Source organism: Nocardia miyunensis NBRC 108239 (assembly GCF_001613065.1).
GTDB lineage: Bacteria > Actinomycetota > Actinomycetes > Mycobacteriales > Mycobacteriaceae > Nocardia > Nocardia miyunensis.
Genome location: NZ_BDBQ01000031.1, coordinates 126285 through 148911, shown reverse-complemented (window position 1 = coordinate 148911; position 22627 = coordinate 126285). Strand labels below are relative to the sequence as shown.

The window sequence follows — 22627 nt, the reverse complement described above, 5'->3', positions numbered from 1 at the left end:
AGTCGGACAGGGCATCGGCCCTTGGGGGGCCGCGGCCCCGCCGGAGCGGAGCGGAGGCCGAAGAGCACAGGATTGAGCTGGAAGGGTTGCGGGCGTTCGGGTTTCACGGCTGTTTCGATTTCGAGCGACGTGAGGGGCAGGAGTTTCTGGTGGATATCACGTTGTGGCTGGATTTCACCGAAGCCGCTGCGACGGACGATCTTTCGCGGACCGTGAACTACGGCGAGCTGGCCGAGCGCGCGGTGGCGATCGTGCAGGGGCCGCCGCGCAATCTGATCGAGACGGTGGTCTGCGAGATCGCCGACGATGTGATGACCGATCCGCGGGTGAGCGCGACGGAGGTGGTGGTGCACAAGCCGTCGGCTCCGATTCCGCATACGTTCGCCGACGTCCGGGTGGTCGCCACCCGCACTCGCGCCGAGGTTTCGGCCGCGCCCGCCGGGAAGGGGGCCGCATGAGCCGGGCGGTGTTGTCGATCGGCTCGAATCTGGGCGACCGGCTGGTCCATCTGCGCAGCGTGGTGGATGCCTTCGCGCCCTGGCTCGTCGAGGTGTCCTCGGTGTACTCGACCGCCCCCTGGGGCGGTGTGCCGCAGCAGAACTACTTGAATGCCGTTCTGCTGGTGGAGGATCCGGCCGCGGATGCGCGAGACTGGTTGCGCCGCGGACAGGAACTCGAGCAGCGGGCCGGGCGGGTGCGCGAGGTGCGCTGGGGCGCAAGGACTCTCGATGTCGACGTGGTCTGGTGTGCCGAACATCGGCCCGGGGGGCTGCGCGTGTGCCGGAGCCTGGACCCGACCCTGACCCTGCCGCATCCGCGGGCGCACAACCGCGCTTTCGTGCTGATGCCCTGGGCGGAGGTCGAACCCGACGCGATCCTCGAGGTGCACGGTCACCCGAGGCCGGTGCGCGAATTGCTGGCCGCGCTGGATCCGGCCGAGCGCGGTGGGGTGCGGCTGACCGAACTGACATTGCGCCGGGCGGTGTCGTGAGCGGGGCCATGGCATGAACGTCATGAAGCCGACCAAGATCCTCGATCTGCTCGCGAACGTCTTGGTCGCCGCGCTGATCGCCTGGATCGCGACGCGCTGGGCGTATTCGAGTTTCCCGCCGATCACGGTGATCGCAGGCGCGTCGCTGTATCCGGTGGCCGCGCTGGATGCGGTGCTGGCCTTCGTGATTCGTGCGCGGGTCGGGGATCAGCGGATCGGTGACGGGCCCAAGCAGTTGCATCCGATCACCGCGGCGCGCGCGGTCGCGCTGGCGAAGGCATCGGCTCAGGTGGGCTCGCTGGCCGCCGGGGTGTGGCTGGGGTTCCTGATCTGGGTGCTGCCGCAGCGTTCGACGCTGCACGCGGCGGGCTCGGATACGCCGGGTGCGATCGTCGGATTGATCGCCGGGGTGCTGCTCGTCGCGGCGGCGCTGTGGCTGGAGTATTGCTGCCGAGCACCCAGCGAACCACCCGACGAACCGGCTACTTAATAGCAAACTTTCCGGCTGGAATTACGCCCTGAGCTGCGAGCCGGAACCCCGAACGCGAGCTACCCTGTCGGGCATGGTGCCACCCGCCCGAAGCAGTACTTCCCGCCGCCGACGGGTTGACGCGGGGAAGTTGATCATCGGCGGTCTGGTTCTGCTCGGCCTGATCGCCAGTGCTTTCCTGATCCTGAGCAGCAGTGTGCAGTTGATTCGCGTCGGCCTCGTCGTGGCGCTGTGGGCCGCGGTGATCGGCGCGCTGGCCGCGTCCCGCTACCGCCGCGAGGCCGCGATCGACCAGGCCAAGGTGCACGATCTGCAGACGGTGTACAAACTGCAACTCGAGCGCGAGATCACCGCCCGGCGCGAGTACGAGCTCGGCGTCGAGGCCCGCGTGCGGCAGGAGGTCGCCGCCGACGCCGGTGAGATGGCCGCGTTGCGGGCGGAGCTCACGGCGTTGCGCGAGAGTCTGCAGCGCCTGTTCGACGGCGATCTGCTCGCGGACCGCCCGGCCCTGCGAGCCGACGCGATTCGCCTGCAGGAACTGCCCGGCGCCTACGCCGCGACGACACCCTCGGCGAACGATAACCCGGAGGAAACCGACACCTGGGACGCCTGGAGTTCCCCGGTGGTCGCCCGCTATCCGGTGACACCGGTCTTCGAACCGGACCACCCCGAACCCCCCGCCTTCGCCAGCCCCTACGATGAGCCGGTCACCGCGGAGACCTCGGTCGTCACCGCCGAGGACCTCGCCGCCGCCGAGGCCGACCACGACGAATCCGCGCACGCCGCGAACACCCCGCCCAGCCCCACCCCGATCGGCTCGACCACCCGCCGTCGTCGCCTCGCCGACTCCGGCGACAGCAACTCCGGCCGCAAACTCTCCGTCGCCGAGATCATGGCCAACCTTCAGTCCGAACGCGGCGCCAGCTGATTCGCCGGATCGAATCATCCCCTGCTCGCCGCGGCCGTCGCCGACTGCCCGCATCCGCGTGCGGCGCTTGTGATCCTCCACGGTCGCGTGTCAGGAGTCCACGAACGGATTTGTTCGGGTGACGAACTGATCGATCGTCGAGACCGTGGCTGACCCGCGATTGCGACACGGGTTGATCTCGGCCAGAGTGGACTTCCTCGGTGCCGGGCTCTCGGACCGATTCGAGGACCGACTCCGACCGGTTCAGGCGCCGGGCACGGTTACGGCCGGTCCACAGGCGGATTGTTCCGGGAGCGAATTGTCGCCGAGGGCGGGATCGAGCCGTGGCTCGCGCGGCGCGAGCCGATTCCGGCGCGAAATAGTGCGGTGAATGTCACCTGGCCCGGCTCTGGTCGGGTGAGTTGCGGGGTCCTATTCTCGGAAACGTAACGTCCGGTACCCGCCGCAGTCGCGGGACTGGAACGACTTCGAGAGGACAATGGTGACCTCGGACATGCCTGTCTCAGGGGCCGACCCTGCGCCCGCACGGCTGACGGTGGGAATCGTCTCGGCGGGACGCGTGGGTTCGGCGGTGGGTGCGGCACTCGAACGTGCCGGTCACATCGTTTTCGGGGTATCCGCGATTTCGGATGCCTCGATTCAGCGTGCCCGCACCCGGTTGCCGGATTCGCGGATTCTGCCCGCCGAAGAGGTGGCCGGGCGCAGCGAACTGCTGATTCTGGCTGTGCCGGACAGCGAGCTGGCCGGTCTGGTGGCCGGGCTCGCCGCGGCGCGGGCGGTGCGGCCGGGCACGATCGTCGCGCACACCTCGGGTGCGAACGGCGTCGGCGTGCTGGGGCCGCTGACCGAGCGGGGCGCGCTGCCGCTGGCGATCCATCCCGCGATGACGTTCACCGGCCACGACGAGGATCTCACTCGCCTGGCCAACGCCTGTTTCGGCATCACCGCGGCCGACGAGATCGGCTATGCGATCGCGCAGTCGCTGGTGATCGAGATGGGCGGCGAACCGGTCCGGGTGGCCGAGGAACATCGCACGCTCTACCACGCGGCCCTCGCGCACGGCAGCAATCATCTGCTGACCCTGGTCGTGGACGCCGTGTCCGCCCTGCGCGCGGCGCTGGCCGGGCCGGGCCTGCTCGGTCAGGAACTGGTCGGGGAGGAGCCGAACGGGCTTGCCGAGCGCATGCTCGCACCGCTGGCGTCGGCCGCACTGGAGAACGCGCTGCGCCGCGGACAGGCCGCGCTGACGGGTCCGGTGGCGCGCGGTGACGCCGACGCGGTGGCCGCGCACCTGAAAGCCCTGGCCGAAACCGATCCGCGGCTGGCCGCGGGCTATCGCGCACTGTCGTTGCGCACGGCCGAACGGGTGCGCGCGGACCGTGATCTGATCCATTTGCTGGAAGATTGCGAATCGAGTGCGCCGCATCACGCGACCACCGAGGCGGCCGATCCGGCGGAAGAAAGGCACAGCTGATGTTCGATCCGAAATTGCGCGGTGCGTACAAGCCGGGCGAGCTGAACGTCCTGCACGACCCGGTGACGATGACCGCGGTGTCGACCGCCCTGCGCTCGGTGGGTCGCAAGGTCGCGCTGGTGCCGACGATGGGCGCACTGCACGCCGGGCATCTGGAATTGGTCCGGCAGGCGCGGCGCACCAATCAGATCGTGATCGTCTCGATCTTCGTCAATCCGCTGCAATTCGGCGCGAATGAGGATCTCGACAAATATCCGCGCACTCTCGACGCCGATGTGGAACTGCTGCGCGGCGAAGGCGTGGAACTGGTCTTCGCGCCCAGCGCCGCCGCGATGTACCCGGACGGGCCGCGCACCTCGGTGCATCCGGGCCCGATCGGATCCGAACTCGAAGGTGCTTCCCGCCCAACGCATTTCGCGGGCGTGCTGACCGTGGTGAGTAAACTGCTGCAGATCACCCGCCCGCACGAGGCGTTCTTCGGTGAGAAGGATTATCAGCAGCTCACCCTGATTCGCCAGCTGGTGCGGGATCTGAATTTCGACGTGAAGATCGTCCCGGTGGCCACGGTCCGTGAATCGGACGGGCTGGCCATGTCCTCGCGCAATCGCTACCTGGACCCGGTGCAGCGGGACCTGGCGGTCACCCTGTCCGCGGCGCTGACCGCCGGACGGCACTGCGCGGGCCTGGGCCCCGACGCGGTGCTCTCGGCCGCGCGAGCGGTCCTGGACAACGTCTCCGATCTCGAGATCGACTATCTGGAACTGCGCACCGCGGACCTGCGTCCGATCCCGGAACCCGGTGCGGTGCAGGGAAATACAGGCTGGAACGGCAACGCTCGCCTACTCGTCGCAGCCCGCGTCGGCGCGACGCGCCTGATCGACAACATGCCGCTCACGATCGGCGTCCCGATCGACGGCCACCCGACCACCCCCGACCACGCTCCGGCGACCGCATAGGAAGACGACGACGATGTTGCGCACCATGATGAAGTCGAAGATCCACCGCGCCACGGTGACCCAGGCCGACCTGCACTACGTCGGCTCGGTGACCGTGGATCCGGATCTGATGGACGCGGCGGATCTGCTCGAGGGCGAGCAGGTCTGCATCGTCGACATCGCCAACGGCGCCCGCCTCGAGACCTACGTGATCGCCGGTGAGCGCGGTTCCGGAGTGATCGGAATCAACGGCGCCGCGGCACATCTCGTACATCCGGGTGATCTGGTCATCCTCATCGCCTACGGCATGATGGACGAGGCCGAAGTGCGCGAATACGCCCCGCGCGTGGTCTTCGTCGACGAGCACAACCGCCAGGTCCACCTCGGTTCCGATCCGGCGCACGCCCCGGAGGGCTCGGGCCTGACCTCTCCGCGTTCGCTCACCCGGGTCTGATCTGCCATCGGGCAGAATGAAAGGGGATCGGGGCGCCGATGCTGCTGACGATCGATGTGCGCAATACCAGTATCGAGATCGGGCTGTTCTCCGGTAGCGGGGATCATTCGAGTCTGGTCCGGACGTGGCGCACGCATACCAATCCGCTGTTGACCGCGGACGAGTTCGCGATGCAGGTGCGCGGGCTGGTCGGTGAGCAGATCGAGCAGGTCGTTGGTGTGTCGGCGTTGTCGACCGTGCCGCCGGTATTGCGCGAACTGCGCGAGATGATGAGCCGCTACTGGGGTCATGTGCCGCACGTGCTGGTCGAGCCGGGCGTGCGGACCGGAATACCGCTGCTGGTCGACAACCCCAAGGAGGTCGGCGCGGACCGGATCGTGAATTGTCTCGCGGCATATCAGCGTTTCGACAATTCGCCGGCGATCGTGGTCGATTTCGGCAGTGCGGTCTGCGTGGATCTGGTCTCGGCCAAGGGGGAGTTCCTCGGCGGCAGTATCGCGCCCGGGGTGGAGATCTCGACCGAGGCGCTGGTGGCGCGCACGGCGCTGCGTCGCGCGGAACTCGCGCGCCCGCGCTCGGTGGTGGGGAAGAACAGCATGGAATGCATGCAATCCGGGGCGATCTTCGGTTTCGCGGGTCTGGTCGACGGCCTGATCGATCGGATTCGCGACGAACTCGACGCCTTCGCCGGTGATGACGTCGCGATCGTCGCGACCGGGCCGAGCGCCCCGCTGATCGTGCCCGAATCGGAGACCATCGAACATCACGAGCCGCATCTGACGCACGAGGGCCTGCGCCTGGTCTACGAGCGCAACCAGCAGCGTTCGGGCGGTTCGGCGCGAGCCCGGCCGTACAAGTAGCCGATGTCGGGTAGGCCACACGGTGGTGTGCGTTGCCGCGATCGGCTGCTACTATCGCACTCGTGTCCCACCGCGTGAGCATCCAGGAGTGTTGTCGAGGCTGATTCGCCTCGGCTGATGTCGGGGCTTCAAATGCCCCCGACCGCCACTTCTCCTGGAGCCTCTCTCATGCGTTCCGCAGGTATCACTCGTCCCGCACGCATCGTCTCGCCGCATTTCTCGGCTGCGAATTCCCGGTTGTCCACCGATATCACCGACCGCGCCGTGGCCTCGGCACTGCCCACGCGACTGCGCCCGGCCGATCTGCTGCGCCTGACCGATGAGGGCGCGGAGGACGTGCTGGCCGGCCGGTACGACCACCTGTTCCCGGCGGGCGGCCTATGGCCTACCGAAAATCGCTGGGCCACAAGGCTTATCGCCGACGACGAGGTGGATGTCTGGTTGATCAGCTGGGTGCCGGACAGCTCGACCGAACTGCACGATCACGCCGGGTCGCTGGGCGCGCTCACCGTGCTCAGCGGCGCGTTATCGGAATTCCGTTGGAACGGACGGGAATTACGCGAGCGCACGCTCACCGCGGGCGATCAGGCGTCGTTCCCGCTCGGCTGGGTGCACGACGTGGTCCGCGCCCCGGATCTCGCGCTCGGCGCGAAATCCGAACTCGGGCCGATGGATCCGACGTTGTCCGTGCACGCGTACTCCCCACCGCTCACCGCCATGTCCTACTACGAGGTCACCGGCCACGGCACGCTGCGCCGCACCCGGACCGTACTCACCGACGAGCCCGAGCCCGGCGCGGTCACCAGCGGCATCCTGCCGAATCCGGGCCCGGCCACACATACTCCCGAAGGCGATGTGAAATGACCCATCTGACGATCGACGACATGCTGGACGAGGCCCGCGCCCAGCTGACGCGGATCTACGCATTCGAATTGCCGCAGGCGATCGAGCGCGGCGCGATGCTGGTGGATATTCGGCCGCAGGCACAGCGCGGTAAAGAGGGCACACTGCCGGGCGCGCTGGTGATCGAACGCAACGTGCTGGAATGGCGGCTGGATCCGACCAGTTCCGCACGTCTGGCCCTGGCCGCGGATCACGACGTGGAATGGATCATCGTGTGCTCGGAAGGGTATACCTCGAGCCTGGCCGCGGCCTCGCTGCAGTGGCTCGGATTGCGCCGGGCCACCGATCTGGTGGGTGGATATCAGGCGCTGAAGGCGGCCGGGCTGCTGTCGGTGGCCGCGGGCGCGACGCACTTCAGTCGTGCGGTCGGCGCACTCGTCTCGACGTAATTCTCCCGTTCCCGGGACGAACGGCGGACCGGCGCAATAGATTTCGGGTCGGTGTCCGGAATATCACCTTTCCGGAGAGATTCGCCGTGCCCGCTCGCGCCCCTCGGCGCACCGGAAATGCCGTCGACGGGTTACGTCCCGGTAGTGCTCAGGCGGCGCGCTGAACGATTTACCGCGCACGATAGGGTATGTGCTGTGAGCACCCCGAACACCCCGTCATCCGGTCGCGCCGCGGGCTCGAAACCCGCGGGGCAAACCCGTCCTGCCGCAGCGGAAGTCGATGTCCCCGAGCAGATCCGGATTCGCCGGGACAAGCGCGAGCGGCTGCTCGAGCAGGGTGTGCAGCCGTATCCGGTGGTGGTTCCGCGCACGCATACGCTCGCGGAAATTCGGGCCGACCATCCCGACCTGGAACCCGATACACAGACCGGTCTGACGGTCGGCATCGCCGGACGCGTCATATTCGTGCGCAATACCGGCAAGCTGTGTTTCGCCACGCTGCAGGAGGGCGACGGCACCAAGCTGCAGGCGATGATCAGCCTGAACGGCGTGGGCGCGGATGCGCTGGCGGCCTGGAAGGCCGATGTGGACCTCGGCGACTTCGTATTCGTGCATGGCGAAGTGATCTCCTCGCGTACCGGTGAATTGAGCGTCATGGCCGATTCCTGGTCGATGGCCGCCAAGTCGCTGCGTCCGCTGCCGGTCGCGCACAAGGAGATGAGCGAGGAGTCGCGGGTCCGGCAGCGTTATGTGGATCTGATCCTGCGCCCGGAGGCCCGGGAAATGGCGCGCACCCGCGTACAGGTCGTGCGCGCGGTGCGAAATGCGTTGGAGCGCAGGGGTTTCCTCGAGGTCGAGACGCCGATGCTGCAGACCCTGCACGGCGGTGCCGCGGCGCGTCCGTTCATCACCCATTCCAATGCCCTGGATATGGATCTGTACCTGCGCATTGCGCCGGAGTTGTTCCTCAAGCGGTGCGTGGTCGGCGGTATCGAGAAGGTCTTCGAGGTCAACCGCAACTTCCGCAACGAGGGCGCGGATTCCACGCATTCCCCCGAGTTCGCGATGCTGGAAACCTACGAGGCGTACGGCACCTATGACGATTCCGCGCGGATGATGCGGGAATTGATCCAGGAGGTCGCGCAGGAGGTGTTCGGCACACAGGCGGTGACCCTGGCCGACGGCACCGAATACGATCTGAGCGGCGAGTGGAACACCGTGGAGATGTACCCGTCGCTGTCCGACTCGCTGGGTGTGCCGGTCACTCCGGAAACGACCGTACCGGAATTGCTGGCGCTGGCCGAACGGGTCGGTCTGGAAATTCCGCAGGACAAGGGCTACGGGCACGGCAAACTCGTCGAGGAACTGTGGGAGCACGTCTATGGCGACAAGCTGTACGCGCCGACTTTCGTGCGTGACTTCCCGGTGGAGACCTCACCGCTGACCCGCCAGCATCGCAGCAAGCCGGGCGTGACCGAGAAGTGGGATCTGTACGTCCGGGGCTTCGAGTTGGCAACGGGCTATTCCGAACTCGTGGATCCGGTCATTCAACGCGAGCGGTTCATCGATCAGGCCAGATTGGCCGCTGCCGGTGACGACGAGGCGATGCGGCTGGACGAGGACTTCCTCGCCGCGATGGAACACGGTATGCCGCCGACGACCGGAACGGGTATGGGAATCGATCGCTTGCTGATGGCGTTGACGGGGCTCGGAATCCGGGAAACGATACTGTTCCCAATTGTGCGTCCCGCAGCACGCTGAGTGGTACCGGATTCATTTGACCGACCCCGGCTTGGAAATTTCCGAATTCGAGGTATTCTCGACTCGGGTATCGGCCTAGTATGCGGGTCGCACGATTTCGAGAGGACGTTCATCTCATGGCAAAGAAGGTCACCGTTAGCCTGATCGACGATGTCGATGGGGAGTCCATCGCGGATGAGACCATCGAGTTTGCGATCGACGGTGTTTCATACGAGATCGACTTGTCCACGACAAACGCGGCGAAGCTGCGTGACGGCCTGGAAACCTGGGTCGCCAGCGCACGTCGGGTGAGCGGCCGTCGGCGCGGCGGCAAGGCGGCGGGTGTGAACACGGGTGCGCCGAAGAGTCGGGTGTCGATGGATCGTGAGCAGAGTGCCGCAATTCGTGAATGGGCGCGGCGCAAGGGTCACAAGGTCTCCGCGCGCGGACGTATCTCCGCGGAAATTACCGACGCGTACAACAAGGAAGTCGGCCGCACCAACTAGTACGGCCACTAGTACATCGGCCGCCGGGACGCCGACGGGTTGTTCCCATTGTGCCGCCGCGGTCCGGAGGAATCGTGCGACATCCGGACAGCGGCGGCGTTTTCATGCATATCGGATATAACCGGTGACCCGACTTCCGGGGTTGTCAACTATACGATCTTGCTCGTGCCGGGAGGGCGCGGCACCATGGAAACTGTGCAGAATACGTCGTTGGTTCCGGTGACCGAGGTGTCGTCGCGGTGAGCGTTTTCCGGGGATCTTTCCTACGCTTCGCGGACGATGCCGGGCGTCAACAGGAGTTGACACTCAGTCCAGATCAGCAGCGCATCACCATCGGGCGCTCGCCGCAGGCGGATCTGACGCTGTCGTGGGACGCGGAGGTCTCGCGGTTGCACGCGGCGGTGGAGTATCTGGGCGCGCAGTGGACGATCGTGGACGACGGCCTTTCGCGCAACGGCACTTTCGTCAACGGTGAGCGTCTGGCGGGCCGTCGCCGCCTCGCCGCCGGAGACCGGATCCGGGTGGGCACCTCGCTGGTGTCCTTCCACGACTACAGCGGTGCGCCCGATGACGCGACGCGCATCTCCTCGGGCTCGTTCCCGACGCTGCGCTCGCTCACCGATACCCAGCGCGCGGTACTGATCGCGCTGTGCCGCCCGTACAAGAACAATGCCGGGTTCGCCACCCCCGCATCGAATCAGCAGATCGCCGACGAGCTGTTCCTGAGCGTGGACGCCATCAAAACCCATCTGCGCACGCTGTTTTCGAAGTTCGGCGTGGAGGACCTGCCGCAGAACCAGAAGCGAGTGCGTCTCGCGGGCCTGGCCCTGCAGAGCGGCATCATCGCAGAGCGCGATCTGTAATATCTGCTGTGTTTCTGGCCTCCGCTCCGCGCCGAAAACCCTTCAGGTGTTCTTGCTGAGCCTTTCGCTTCGCGGGCGACTTCCAGCGGGACGGAGACGCTTCGCCGCTGGGCACGTTACGAGGTGGTTGGTTGTGTGCGGAGAGATCCGCCCGCAATCACCGGCGGCGGGCAGGGGACTTGTCGGACCTCGGCTCTCGCTTGCCTGAGCTCCGCCGACTCCCGGTAACGTCAGGTCTGAAGTCGGCCGACGCCACCGGAGCGAGGCGCGGGCCCCGGATACCGGTTGTTCGCTGTCGGCATAGTCGGGTCGGAAACGAATGCGGGGACCGTCGCGTTATGCATGAATGAGACGGGTTGTCGGACGTTCGCAATAGGGTGGACGGACGACGCCCGCGACCCCGGCCAACTAGAGTGGAGGCGGGGGATGCAGCCCCAGGGCTTCATGGCAGGCTTGCGCTCAGTCGTCTGAAGCGCCGGATGCCGGAATGTCGGAGCAGGAGAGTGAGGGAGCGATGTTCGAGAGGTTCACCGACCGCGCGAGGCGCGTCGTTGTCCTGGCCCAGGAAGAGGCCCGGATGCTCAACCACAACTACATCGGTACCGAGCACATCCTGCTGGGTCTGATTCACGAGGGTGAGGGTGTCGCGGCCAAGTCGCTCGAGTCGCTCGGGATCTCGCTCGAGGGTGTGCGCAGCCAGGTCGAGGAGATCATCGGCCAGGGTCAGCAGGCCCCGTCCGGGCACATCCCGTTCACCCCGCGGGCCAAGAAGGTGCTGGAGCTGAGCCTGCGCGAGGCGCTGCAGCTCGGTCACAACTACATCGGCACCGAGCACATTCTGCTCGGCCTGATCCGAGAGGGCGAGGGCGTCGCCGCCCAGGTCCTGGTCAAGCTCGGCGCCGACCTGAACCGGGTGCGTCAGCAGGTCATCCAGCTGCTGTCGGGCTACCAGGGCAAGGAGCCGGTGGAGTCGGGCTCGCGCGGCGAGTCGGGCACCCCGTCCACCTCGCTGGTGCTCGACCAGTTCGGCAGAAACCTGACCCAGGCCGCGCTCGAGGGCAAGCTCGACCCGGTCATCGGCCGCTCGAAGGAGATCGAGCGCGTCATGCAGGTGCTGAGCCGCCGCACCAAGAACAACCCGGTGCTGATCGGCGAGCCCGGCGTCGGTAAGACCGCCGTCGTGGAGGGTCTGGCCCAGGCCATCGTCAACGGCGAGGTCCCCGAGACGCTCAAGGACAAGCAGCTGTACACCCTCGACCTGGGTTCCCTGGTCGCGGGCAGCCGCTACCGCGGTGATTTCGAGGAGCGCCTGAAGAAGGTGCTCAAGGAGATCAACACCCGCGGCGACATCATCCTGTTCATCGACGAGCTGCACACGCTGGTCGGTGCGGGCGCGGCCGAGGGCGCGATCGACGCGGCCTCGATCCTCAAGCCCAAGCTGGCCCGCGGCGAGCTGCAGACCATCGGCGCAACCACCCTCGACGAGTACCGCAAGTACATCGAGAAGGACGCCGCTCTGGAGCGCCGGTTCCAGCCGGTCCAGGTGGGCGAGCCGACCGTCGAGCACACCATCAACATCCTCAAGGGCCTGCGGGACCGGTACGAGGCGCATCACCGCGTCTCGATCACCGACTCCGCGCTGGTCGCGGCCGCGACGCTGGCCGATCGCTACATCAACGACCGGTTCCTGCCGGACAAGGCGATCGACCTGATCGACGAGGCCGGCGCCCGGATGCGCATCCGTCGCATGACCGCGCCGCCGGACCTGCGCGAATTCGACGACAAGATCGCCGACGCGCGCCGGGAGAAGGAAAGCGCCATCGACGCGCAGGACTTCGAGAAGGCCGCGCGCCTGCGCGACAAGGAGAAGCAACTCGTCGCCAAGCGCGCCGATCGCGAAAAGCAGTGGCGCTCAGGCGATCTGGACGTCGTGGCCGAGGTCGACGACGAGCAGATCGCAGAGGTGCTGGCCAACTGGACCGGTATCCCGGTGTTCAAGCTCACCGAGGAGGAGACCACCCGTCTGCTCCGCATGGAGGACGAGCTGCACAAGCGGATCATCGGCCAGGAGGATGCGGTCAAGGCCGTGTCCAAGGCCATCCGCCGCACCCGCGCCGGCCTGAAGGATCCGAAGCGTCCGTCCGGTTCGTTCATCTTCGCCGGTCCGTCCGGTGTCGGTAAGACCGAGCTGTCCAAGGCGCTGGCGAACTTCCTGTTCGGCGAGGACGACGCGCTCATCCAGATCGACATGGGCGAGTTCCACGACCGCTTCACCGCCTCGCGGCTGTTCGGCGCCCCTCCGGGCTACGTCGGCTACGAGGAGGGCGGCCAGCTCACCGAGAAGGTGCGCCGCAAGCCGTTCTCGGTCGTGCTGTTCGACGAGATCGAGAAGGCCCACCAGGAGATCTACAACACCCTGTTGCAGGTCCTGGAGGACGGCCGCCTCACCGACGGTCAGGGTCGCACGGTCGACTTCAAGAACACCGTGCTGATCTTCACCTCGAACCTCGGCACCTCGGACATCTCCAAGGCCGTCGGCCTGGGCTTCGCCCAGTCCAACACCGAGGGCTCGAACTACGAGCGGATGAAGCTCAAGGTCAACGACGAGCTGAAGAAGCACTTCCGCCCCGAGTTCCTGAACCGCATCGACGACGTGATCGTCTTCCACCAGCTCACCACCGACCAGATCGTGGAGATGGTGGACCTGATGATCAACCGCGTCGCCACCCAGCTGCGGAACAAGGACATGGAGATCGAGCTGTCCGAGCAGGCCAAGAGCCTGCTGGCCAAGCGCGGCTTCGATCCGGTGCTGGGCGCTCGCCCGCTGCGCCGGACCATCCAGCGCGAGATCGAGGACCAGCTGTCGGAGAAGATCCTCTTCGGCGAGATCGGCCCCGGCCAGATCGTCTCGGTCGCAGTCGAGGGCTGGGACGGCGAGGGGCAGGGCGAGGACGCCAAGTTCACCTTCGTCGGTCGCGAGAAGCCCGCCAAGCCCGCCGAGGAGGAACCGGTGGCAGCGCTCGCCGGTGAGTCCAGCGCGTCCGGAGAGTAAATCGGCAATACCGTCGCACGGCCCCTCCCATCCGGGAGGGGCCGTGCGTCATATTCCGGTGACGCTTCACGGGTAGGCCCCTTGCCAGCGGTTTCGGGAGCCGCGCCTACGGGGTCTGTCGATCGTGCACCGGAGTATCTCCAGACTGCGGTGGGCTCGGTGGTAATGAGAGTGGTGAGTGTGGGCGGTCGGCGGTAATGGTGGCCGTGTATGCCGGGAGGGATGGCTGCGTTGCACCCGCTGTCCTGTACGGCCGGTAGCGTAATCGTCTGCCACCAACACGGCCCGGTTGACGCCGGACCTGAACGAGGAAGGCCGGATCGCTGAAGGTCACCGTCAGAAATGCCAGGTTTCAGCAGTGGGAGGCGTTGCTGACCAATCGGAACAAACGGCAGCGGGCCGGGGTGTTCCTGATTCAGGGGGTGCGGCCGATTTCGCTGGCGGTGGCGAACGGGTGGCGGTTCGAGAGTTTATTGCGGCCGGAGGGCGCGCAACTGTCGGAATGGGCGCGGGGGATCATTCGCGACAGTGCTGCCGAGGTCATCGAGGTGCTGCCGGAATTGCTGGCCGAGTTGGGGGAGCGGGGGTCGGGCGAGCCGGAGTTGATCGCGGTGGGGGTGGCCCGGCCCGACGACTTCGACCGGATCCCTTGCGGGCCAGACTTTTTCGGGATCGTCTTCGATCGGCCGGTCAGTCCCGGCAACGTCGGCACGCTGATCCGGTCGGCCGATGCCTTCGGCGCGTCCGCGGTCGTGGTCACCGGACATGCCGCGGATATCTACGACCCGAAGGCGGTGCGGGCGAGCACGGGCTCGCTGTTCAGCCTGCCGGTGGTGCGGGCCCGATCCACCGACGAGGTGTCAGCCTGGGCGCGTGAGCGGCAGCGCGCGGGAATTCCGCTGCGCATCGTCGGCACCGACGAGCACGGCACCGCCGATATCGCCGACTACGACCTGACCGGGCCGCGCCTGATCGTCATCGGCAACGAGACCACGGGCCTGAGCGCGCGCTGGCGGGAAGCCTGCGACGATATCGTCCGCATCCCGATCGGCGGCGGCGCGAGCAGCCTCAACGCCGCCACCGCCGGATCGGTCCTGCTGTACGAAGCGGCCCGCCAGCGCCGCGCCGCCCACCGATAGCGCTTATCCGTTCACCGATAGCGCCGCGCGCCCGTCATCGGTGCCGCACGTTCACGGAGAGTGCTGCACGCCCTGACAATGGTGCCGCACGCTCGCCGGGAGTGCTGCGCGCCCGCCCGACGGTGTTGCGTGCTGGCCGGGAGTGTTGCGTGCTGGCCGACGGTGTTGCGTGCTCGCCGGGAGTGTTGCGTGCCCGCCGACGGTGTTGCGTGCCCGCCGACGATGTTGCGTGCTCGCCGGGAGTGTTGCGTGCCCGCCGACGGTGCTGCGTGCTCGCCGGGAGTGTTGCGTGCTCGCCGGGAGTGCTGCGCGCCGGCCGACGGTGATGCACGTTCACCGAGAGTGTTGCCCGCCCGCCGATGGTGCCGGGCAGGCCCCGGCAACGCTCGTCGACGTTCAGCGCAGCCGGTCGAGGATGGGCTGGAATGCCTCGGCCAGTGCGCCCGGGACGATCACCTCATCGATGCCGTAGGTGTCCCGGCGGCGTTCCAGGATCGCGACGGCCTCGGCGGGGTCGGCGGGGAGCAGGGCGACCGAGCCTGCTTCGCGCAGTTCGGCGGGGGGCGGGACCTGCCAGTTGCCCGGCGGTGGGGCCAGCTGATCGCCGATGCCGATCAGCTGAGTGGTGAATGCGACCGGGCGATCGGCGTTCTCGCGCACCGTGGCGATCATCTGGGCCAGGTCGTTCTCGGTGGCCGTCGGATACAACGCGAACAGGACGCGGTCGGCGATTCGTCCGGCGGCCGCGAGCATGCGCGGTCCCGAGGCGGCGATCATCACCGGCGGTGCGGGATCGACCTCGGCGCGCACGGCCGTCACGGTCTCGATCAGATCGGCGCGGCGCTGAGAGGCCGAACCGCCCGGCCGGCCCAGCTTTTCGGCTTCCTGCAGTGCGTCGGGACGTCCGATGCCGATCCCCAGTTCGAAGCGGCCGTCGGAAAGCTGTTGCAGCGCGGCGATTTCCCGAACGGTGGCCGCGGCCGTGCGCAGCGGCGCCGCGATGACGTTCGGGCGCACGCGCAGTGTGGTGGTCACCGCCGCCGCGGCGGCCAGGGCCGGAAAGGGAGACGCGGTGCGCAGCGTATCGGGCATCAGGATCGTGTGATAGCCCTGTCGCTCAGCGGTTCTGGCGGTCTCGAGCCAGTCCGCCGCCGATCTCGGGGCCTGCATCGTGCCGAATCGTATGGTCATCGAAATCTCCTGCGGGTGAGTGTCGTCACTTTCGAACAGCTCTCGGGGACGACGAATCATTCCCGCTCGAACCGCGGCCGTCGCTATTGCCAGCCGGGCCGGACCAGACCGGATTCGTAAGCCATCACGACCAGCTGAGTCCGGTCGCGCGCCTCGAGTTTCAACAGGATTCGGCTGACGTGCGTGCGGGCGGTAGCGGGGCTCATGAACAGGCGCTCGGCGATCTCGGCATTGGTCAGACCCTCGGCGACGAGCGTCATCACCTCGCGTTCGCGATCGGTCAGCTCGCTGAGTTCGGTTGCGGGCGCGGGCTTCGCGCGCGAGGCGAATTCCGCTACCAGACGCCGAGTCACGCTGGGGGACAACAGCGCATCACCGTCGGCCACCACGCGCACCGCCCGGACCAGATCGGCCGGTTCGGTATGTTTGACCAGGAAACCCGTTGCGCCCGAACGCATTGCCTCGAAGACGTACTCGTCCAGTTCGAAGGTGGTCAGCACCACCACCTTCACCACGCTCAGGGCGGGATCGGCCGCGATCGCGCGGGTCGCGGCGAGACCGTCCAGCACCGGCATTCGGATATCCATCAGCACCACGTCGGGCATCAGTTCCCGGGACATCCGCACGGCCTGTTCGCCGTTGTCGGCCTCGCCCACGACCTCGATGCCGTCCTGCGCGTCCAGCAGGGCGGCGAATCCGCCGCGCACCAGCGCCTGATCGTCGGCGACCAGGACTCGAATACTCACACCATCACCTCTTCGCTCCTCGCCCGTACGCCTGCGTCGCCGCCGACCACGATGCGACGACATCATGGTCGCGCTGGTGGCGGTCGTCGACCGGTCGAGGACGGTTGGGGATCATCGGGACTCCTGTGGAATAGGAAGCCGCCCGGTCACGCGGAATCCACCGGTGCGCAACGGGATGGCGGTCAGCTCGCCGTTGAGTGCGTGTGCTCGTTCGATCATGCCGGGGATGCCATTCCCGCCGGGGGTTGTGGATGGTTGTGGAGTAATCGCGGGTGCGGTGTTCTCGACGACGAGCCGCAGCTCGTCCGGGGAATAGTTCACGCTCACAACGGCATTCGCGCCCGGAGCGTGCCGCAGTACGTTGGTCAGCGATTCCCGCACGATCCGGGCGGCTGCCACGTCCAGTACCGCGGGCAGCCGCACGGGATCACCGGTCACCTCGGCTCGAACCATCAGGCCCGCCGCGCGGGCGGGTTCGAGCAACGCGTCCAGATCGCCCACCCGCACGGCCGGACTCACCGGCGCCGCAACGTTTTCCGCGCCAGCGCGAATGGACTGCAGCAGCGCGTGCACCTCGCCGAGCGCGTCGCGGCTGGCGGATTTGATCGCGGCCAGCGCCGTCGCGGCCTGTTCGGGTTTGCGGTCGAGCAGTTCCAGCGCCACCGAGGATTGCACGTTGATCAGTGAAAGACTGTGCGCGAGAACGTCGTGCAGCTCGCGCGCGATGGCCAGACGCTCCTGCGTGGCGCGCTGTTCACGTCGAGCCTCCGCACGCGCCCGTTCGGCCTGCTCGTTGCGCTGCGCGGCCTCGGCCCGTTGCCGGCGCGCGACCAGCACCGCCCGCCGCTGCCGCATCCCCTCGGCCAGCGCCACCAGCACCGACAGCCAGGCGAACAGCCCGACGATCTGCCAGTAATTGGTCGGATGTCCCGGCAGGAACGGCGCGGGCCACACCATCAGCAGATAACCCAGCGGCACGATCGGATAGGTGTACCAGCGCGAACCACGCTGGGCCGCGGACAGGAACGCGATCGCCAGCGCGATGAAGATCGGGCCGTATCCGTATCCCATCAGCAGATAGGCCAGCGTGAGGAGCGATACCGCGTACAGCACCGCTCGCGGATACGCGCGACGCGCCAGCAGCAGGGCCGGACCCGCCAGCAACAGCGTGTAACCCAGCGCGTCGAGCTGCCGCGAGCCGGTCTCGTGCCAATGCGCATTCGCCCTGCCGCCCGCCCCCATCTGGACGACGGCGGCGATCAGCGCCGGTAACAGAACCCGGCCACGGTGCCGCCTGCGCGCTTCCACAGTCGAACCGTAACGCCGTGCGGGCGGTTCGGGACGCCGCGCGCGGCGAATTACGTCCAGATACGTACGGCCCCGATCGGGCCGGTTCGGACATCGCCGGTGGGTGTGTGCGGATTGTGGGTCGCGCCGGTTCCGGGTGGCGTGTGTGCGCTGCGTTGAGGTGTGTGTCGTGCCGGTTCCGGATGCAGTGTGTGCAAGGTGCCGGTGTGCGGATTGTGCCGGGCTCGGCCGCTGCCTGGGGGATGTGCGCGGATGCGGTAGGTCGTACTGGTTCTGGATGCAGCGTGTGCGCCGCGCTGGGTGCGTGTAGATGTGAGGTGGCTGGGCGCCGGCTGCCGGGGCTATGCGATCACGCCGGGCTTCGGGCGCTGCGTGTGGAGGGGTTCGGATGCGTCCGATTGCACCTGTTCTGATCGCATGCGGTGGATACGTCGGAATGCGTAGGCCGGGTCACGCTCGTCGGCGGATGTGTGCGACCCGGCTGCGGGCGGATTCTCGATGGCATGAACGAATCGGATCCCGCCGCGGCAGTCGTGCGCACCGAGGCGCTGACCAAACGCTACGGCGCACACACCGCCGTCGATGCCGTCGGCATGACCGTCGGGGCCGGGCAGATCTACGGCTTCCTCGGACCGAACGGGGCCGGGAAGACCACCACGCTGCGCATGCTGGTGGGCCTTGTCCGGCCGACCTCGGGCCGCGCGACGGTCCTGGGGCGGCCACCCGGCGATCCCGCGGCGCTGCGCCGGATCGGCGTGCTGATCGAGGGGCCGGGCTTCTTCCCGTACCTGTCCGGCCGGGACAACCTGCGGGTGCTGGCGCGTTATCGGGGCTGCACCCGCGACGACGCCGAGGAGGCACTCGACCGGGTCGGACTGGCCGCTCGCGGGAACGACCGGTTCCGCGCCTACTCACTGGGGATGAAACAGCGTCTCGGGGTCGCCGCGGCTCTGCTGGGCCACCCGGATCTGCTGATCCTCGACGAACCCACCAACGGGCTCGATCCGGCCGGGATGGCCGAGATGCGTGAGCTCATCACCGGATTGGCCGCCGAAGGGCACACCGTCGTGCTGTCCTCGCACCTGCTCAGCGAAGTGCAGGAGATCTGCGACCGCGTCGGCGTCATATCGCACGGCCGCCTGCTCACCGAATCGACGGTGCGCGAATTGCGCGGCACGGCAACGCTTTTCCTGCGAGCGGAACCGGTGGAACTGGCCTTCCCGGCGGTCCGCGCCGCGGTGGGCGACCGAACCGCACTGCTGACCACCGGCGGCATCAGAGTCGATGCCGGTGTGGCAATGGCGCCCGAGGTGGCTCGTGCGGTGGTCGAGGCGGGTGCGGACCTGCTGGAGCTGCGCAGCGACGAGCGTTCGCTGGAAGAAGTCTTCTTCGAGATGACGAAGCTGGAGAATGTGTCATGACGGACCTGATCGCCTGCACCCGAGCCGAATTCGCCCGCCTGAGCCGCTGGCCCGCGTTCTGGATCATCCTGGGCACCTGGATCGTGCTCAACCTCGTATTCGCCTATCTGTTCAACTATCTTGCCTATGCCACGGGCTCGTCGACGCGCATGTCCAACGGGCAGCCGCGGGCGATCCTGTTGCAGCAGATGCTGCCCGCTGCGGTGCCCGAGGTGTTCACGCAGGGGATGGCGATGTTCGGGGGCGGGTTGATGCTGGTGCTCGGCGCGCTGGTGACCGGAAGCGGATACAGCTGGGGCACTTGGAAAACCGTGTTCACCCAGGGGCCCTCGCGCGCCCGGGTGGCCGGTGGGACGGTGCTGGCATCGGCGGTCGTGGTCGTCGCGCTGGTGCTGAGCGCGTTCCTGGTCGACACCGGTGTGGCCGCGATCATCGGTGTGGTGCAGCATCAATCCGTCGCACTGCCGGGAGCTGGGCGATCGTTGCTCGGAATCGCAACGGGCGCAGCGATTCTCGGGATGTGGACGTTGGCGGGCGCGTTGATCGGCGTACTGGCTCGCGGGCCGGCGCTGGCGGTCGGACTCGGGCTGGTGTGGGTACTCGTGGTGGAGAATCTGCTCCGCGGCGTCGCGTCGATCTTCTCGCCGATCCGGGCGATCACCGATCACCTGCCCGGCACCGCCGCGGGTTCGCTCGCCGGTGCGATGCGCACGGTTTCCGGAGGTTCGACCCCGGGTGTGCTCGACATCCTCTCGCGTCCGGCGTCTTTCGTGATTCTCGCGGTCTACATCGTCGGCTTCGCGGTCGTCACGGTGTGGTTGCTGCGCCGCCGCGACATGGCCTGAGCCGCAACCCGTCGACCCCGGGATAACGCGGACCTCCGAGTAACGTCGACCCCGGACAACGTCGACCGTGGACAACGCCAACCTCCGGTTCGCGGCGCGGCTTGCCGCTCGGACGCGTGGCGGGTGCGAGGAACGAGTGCCCGACACGGGGCCGAGCGGTAAGCCTCAGAGCGCCGCGAACACGCCGGAGCGAAGCGGAGGCCAACAACACAGAAAGGACCGTGATGCCAACACGCAGCGCACGCACCGCATGGACCGGAGGTCTGCAGGACGGCTCGGGCCGGGTCGAACTGGCCAGCTCGGGGGTCGGCACGTACGACGTCTCGTTCCCCAAGCGCACCGCAGACTCCGCCGAGGGCACGACCAGCCCGGAGGAGTTGATCGCGGCGGCGCATTCGTCCTGCTTCGCGATGGCCTGCTCGGCGGAGATCGGCAATGCGGGCGGCACCGTGCAGAGCCTGGACGTGAACGCGGACGTGACGCTCGGACCGGATCCGGCGGGCGGATTCCGCCTCAGCGGCATCAAGCTGACCGTCCGGGGCCGCGTGTCCGGTATCGACGCCGCGGGCGCGCTGAAGGCCGCCGAGGCCGCCAAGGCCGGATGCCCGATCAGCAAGGCGCTGGCCGGTGTCGAGAACATCGAACTGGACGCCGCCTTCGAAGCCTGATCCCGTTCGGTGGCGGTTCGGGTTCCCGGTGGTGTGAGTGCCATCGGGAACCCGGCCACCCCCGCTGATCAGCGGATTGTCGGACTAGTCGGATTTGGCCGTCACATCGATGACGACCTCGAACTCCAGCAGCGAAGCGCCGGTCGAGACCGGTTTGCGGCTCGGCTCGCCCGCATGCGCGGCCTTGGCCGGCCCGTCCCGCCACGCCGCGAAGGACTCCTCCGAATCCCACTGCGTGACAACGAAATACCGGTTGTCCCCGGCGACCGGCCGGAGCAGTTGGAACCCGAGGAAGCCCGGCGAATTCTCCACCGCGTGCGCGCGATTGGCGAACCGCTTCTCCAACTCGGGCCCAGCCCCCTCGGGGACCTCGATTGCATTGATCTTCACAACAGCCATAAGGTGACCATAGCCCTACTCCGGAATTGCCCGGACCGCTGCTCAGCCCCGCAGCACGTGACGTCCGATGGCCCACTTGTGGACCTCGGTGGGTCCGTCGTAGAGGCGGAACGCGCGCATATCGCGGAAGATCATCTCCACGACCGTCTCGTCGCTGATGCCGATGCCGCCCAGGACCTGGACGCAGCGGTCGGCGACCTTGAAAAGCTCTTCGGACACACTGGATTTGGCGATCGAGCTCTCGTGCCGGGCCTTGTGGCCGTTGTCCATCAGCCAGCAGGCGTGCCAGATGGTCAGGCGGCACTGGTGCAGCGCGATCTCGTTGTCCGCCAACAGAAATGACACGCCCTCGTGCTCGCCGATGGGCTTGCCGAATGCGGTGCGGGTGCGCGCGTGCTCGACCGCGATGCTCTGCGCGCGTTCGGCCGCGCCGAGCCAGCGCATGCAGTGCGTGAGGCGGGCCGGGGCCAGTCGCAGCTGCGCGTACCGCAGTGCCTGACCGGTCTCGCCGAGTACGGATTCCCTTGGCAGCGTGAGGTTCTCGAAACGCACCACGCCGTGCCCGCCGACGTAGTTGCGGTCCATGGTGTTCATCGTGCGCTCGATGACGATGCCGCCGGCGGGAGCGTCAGGCCCGGAGGCGGCAGCCTGCGTAACCACGGAGGGCCCCGCGGACGCCGAGTCGGGCACAGCATCGCCCTCGGTGAGGAACAGCGTCGGCCCTTCGGGCAGATGCGGGTTGGCCTCGAGCCGGGCCATGATGATCCAGGTCTTGGCCCCATTCGCGCCGGTGATGAGCCATTTGCGGCCGTTGACGGTGAAATTCTCGCCGTCGAAGGTGGCGGTGGTGGCCAGCTGGCCCGGATCCGATCCGGCCCCGCCCGGTTCGGTCATCGCGAAGACCGAACGCTGGTGACCGGTGATCACCGGCATCAGGTACCGGTCGATCTGCCGCGCGTCCGCGACCTTGGACAGCAGGAACATGTTGCCCTCGTCGGGCGCCGCGCAGTTCATCGCGACCGGTCCGAGCGTGGACCAGCCCGCCGCCTCGTAGAGCACGGCCTGCTCGACATGGGTGAGCCCGAGCCCGCCAAGCTCGACCGGGGCCTGCACGGTCAGCAACTTCTCCGCCCGGGCCAGCTCGACCAGCTCCTGACGCAGCTCGTCGTCCGGCCCGTGCGAGGTCACCCGAGGATCGCGCTCGTACGGAACGATCTTGTCGATGACGAACTGCCGCACCCGATCACGTTCGGCGGCGAGGTCGGCGGGAATCGAGAAATCGATCATCTGGTCACCTTCGTTCGTTGGCCTGCGACGAGCATACG

General features: G+C 67.5%; 21 protein-coding genes and 3 pseudogenes. 18 read left to right on the top strand and 6 right to left on the bottom strand.

Going from position 1 to position 22627, the window contains the following annotated elements; genetic code table 11:
* Positions 1–71: 71 nt before the first annotated feature.
* The 15 genes and pseudogenes from folB to NM2_RS13365 all read left to right on the top strand — a co-directional run bounded on the left by folB (position 72) and on the right by NM2_RS13365 (position 14724).
* Entirely contained in the window at positions 72–458 is a 387-nt protein-coding gene (gene folB / locus NM2_RS13435) for a dihydroneopterin aldolase (protein ID WP_067668280.1), read from the top strand.
* On the top strand, positions 455–991 hold the full coding sequence (folK, locus tag NM2_RS13430; protein WP_067668278.1) for a 2-amino-4-hydroxy-6-hydroxymethyldihydropteridine diphosphokinase: 537 nt from the start codon (positions 455–457) through the stop codon (positions 989–991). Before folB ends, folK begins: the two co-directional genes overlap by 4 nt.
* 22 nt (positions 992–1013) lie before the next feature.
* Positions 1014–1481: a DUF3180 domain-containing protein gene (locus tag NM2_RS13425; protein ID WP_067668330.1), complete on the top strand. Its 468-nt coding sequence runs from the start codon at positions 1014–1016 to the stop codon at positions 1479–1481.
* Between the two features lie 73 nt (positions 1482–1554).
* Positions 1555–2409, top strand: coding sequence for a DUF6779 domain-containing protein (locus tag NM2_RS13420; protein WP_218025910.1), 855 nt, complete (start codon positions 1555–1557; stop codon positions 2407–2409).
* A gap of 493 nt (positions 2410–2902) precedes the next feature.
* On the top strand, positions 2903–3883 hold the full coding sequence (locus NM2_RS13415) for a Rossmann-like and DUF2520 domain-containing protein (protein WP_084530909.1): 981 nt from the start codon (positions 2903–2905) through the stop codon (positions 3881–3883).
* A complete protein-coding gene (panC, locus tag NM2_RS13410; protein ID WP_067668274.1) occupies positions 3883–4839 on the top strand; it encodes a pantoate--beta-alanine ligase in 957 nt (318 codons plus the stop codon). The genes NM2_RS13415 and panC overlap by 1 nt, the downstream gene beginning before the upstream one ends.
* Positions 4840–4852: 13 nt before the next feature.
* A complete protein-coding gene (gene panD / locus NM2_RS13405; protein WP_067668272.1) occupies positions 4853–5272 on the top strand; it encodes an aspartate 1-decarboxylase in 420 nt (139 codons plus the stop codon).
* Positions 5273–5310: 38 nt separating this feature from the next.
* Positions 5311–6132, top strand: a complete 822-nt coding sequence (locus NM2_RS13400) for a type III pantothenate kinase (protein WP_067668270.1) — start codon at positions 5311–5313, stop codon at positions 6130–6132.
* Between the two features lie 168 nt (positions 6133–6300).
* A pseudogene (locus tag NM2_RS13395) lies at positions 6301–6921 on the top strand (cysteine dioxygenase); the annotation flags it as partial.
* Between the two features lie 80 nt (positions 6922–7001).
* A complete protein-coding gene (locus NM2_RS13390) occupies positions 7002–7424 on the top strand; it encodes a rhodanese-like domain-containing protein (RefSeq protein WP_067668328.1) in 423 nt (140 codons plus the stop codon).
* A gap of 294 nt (positions 7425–7718) precedes the next feature.
* Positions 7719–9185: a lysine--tRNA ligase gene (gene lysS / locus NM2_RS13385; protein WP_067668326.1), complete on the top strand. Its 1467-nt coding sequence runs from the start codon at positions 7719–7721 to the stop codon at positions 9183–9185.
* A gap of 116 nt (positions 9186–9301) precedes the next feature.
* Entirely contained in the window at positions 9302–9670 is a 369-nt protein-coding gene (locus NM2_RS13380; protein ID WP_067668268.1) for a histone-like nucleoid-structuring protein Lsr2, read from the top strand.
* Positions 9671–9909: 239 nt separating this feature from the next.
* Positions 9910–10533, top strand: coding sequence for an FHA domain-containing protein (locus tag NM2_RS13375; protein ID WP_067668266.1), 624 nt, complete (start codon positions 9910–9912; stop codon positions 10531–10533).
* A 514-nt stretch (positions 10534–11047) separates the two neighbouring features.
* Positions 11048–13585, top strand: a complete 2538-nt coding sequence (locus tag NM2_RS13370) for an ATP-dependent Clp protease ATP-binding subunit (RefSeq protein ID WP_067668324.1) — start codon at positions 11048–11050, stop codon at positions 13583–13585.
* A 323-nt stretch (positions 13586–13908) separates the two neighbouring features.
* Positions 13909–14724: a TrmH family RNA methyltransferase gene (locus NM2_RS13365; protein ID WP_067668264.1), complete on the top strand. Its 816-nt coding sequence runs from the start codon at positions 13909–13911 to the stop codon at positions 14722–14724.
* Between the two features lie 396 nt (positions 14725–15120).
* Here NM2_RS13365 and NM2_RS13360 read toward each other — a convergent pair whose 3' ends face one another.
* From NM2_RS13360 to NM2_RS13350, 3 genes are all read right to left on the bottom strand, one after another.
* On the bottom strand, positions 15121–15915 hold the full coding sequence (locus NM2_RS13360; protein ID WP_067668322.1) for an LLM class flavin-dependent oxidoreductase: 795 nt from the start codon (positions 15913–15915) through the stop codon (positions 15121–15123).
* Positions 15916–15998: 83 nt separating this feature from the next.
* On the bottom strand, positions 15999–16661 hold the full coding sequence (locus NM2_RS13355; protein ID WP_067668262.1) for a response regulator transcription factor: 663 nt from the start codon (positions 16659–16661) through the stop codon (positions 15999–16001).
* A 111-nt stretch (positions 16662–16772) separates the two neighbouring features.
* On the bottom strand, positions 16773–17969 hold the full coding sequence (locus NM2_RS13350; RefSeq protein ID WP_067668260.1) for a sensor histidine kinase: 1197 nt from the start codon (positions 17967–17969) through the stop codon (positions 16773–16775).
* A 503-nt stretch (positions 17970–18472) separates the two neighbouring features.
* On the opposite strand from NM2_RS13350, the gene NM2_RS13345 reads away from it, so the two are divergent.
* The 3 genes from NM2_RS13345 to NM2_RS13335 all read left to right on the top strand — a co-directional run bounded on the left by NM2_RS13345 (position 18473) and on the right by NM2_RS13335 (position 20903).
* Positions 18473–19390, top strand: a complete 918-nt coding sequence (locus NM2_RS13345) for an ABC transporter ATP-binding protein (protein ID WP_067668258.1) — start codon at positions 18473–18475, stop codon at positions 19388–19390.
* Positions 19387–20235: an ABC transporter permease subunit gene (locus NM2_RS13340; protein ID WP_067668256.1), complete on the top strand. Its 849-nt coding sequence runs from the start codon at positions 19387–19389 to the stop codon at positions 20233–20235. Before NM2_RS13345 ends, NM2_RS13340 begins: the two co-directional genes overlap by 4 nt.
* Before the next feature lie 224 nt (positions 20236–20459).
* Positions 20460–20903, top strand: coding sequence for an OsmC family peroxiredoxin (locus NM2_RS13335; protein WP_067668254.1), 444 nt, complete (start codon positions 20460–20462; stop codon positions 20901–20903).
* 84 nt (positions 20904–20987) lie between these two features.
* On the opposite strand, the gene NM2_RS13330 is transcribed toward NM2_RS13335, so the two are convergent.
* The 3 genes and pseudogenes from NM2_RS13330 to NM2_RS53395 all read right to left on the bottom strand — a co-directional run.
* Entirely contained in the window at positions 20988–21302 is a 315-nt protein-coding gene (locus tag NM2_RS13330) for an antibiotic biosynthesis monooxygenase family protein (protein WP_067668252.1), read from the bottom strand.
* 42 nt (positions 21303–21344) lie between these two features.
* Positions 21345–21920, bottom strand: a pseudogene (locus tag NM2_RS53400) (acyl-CoA dehydrogenase family protein); the annotation flags it as partial.
* A gap of 77 nt (positions 21921–21997) precedes the next feature.
* Positions 21998–22589 (bottom strand): annotated as a pseudogene (locus tag NM2_RS53395) (acyl-CoA dehydrogenase family protein); the annotation flags it as partial.
* Positions 22590–22627: the final 38 nt, after the last annotated feature.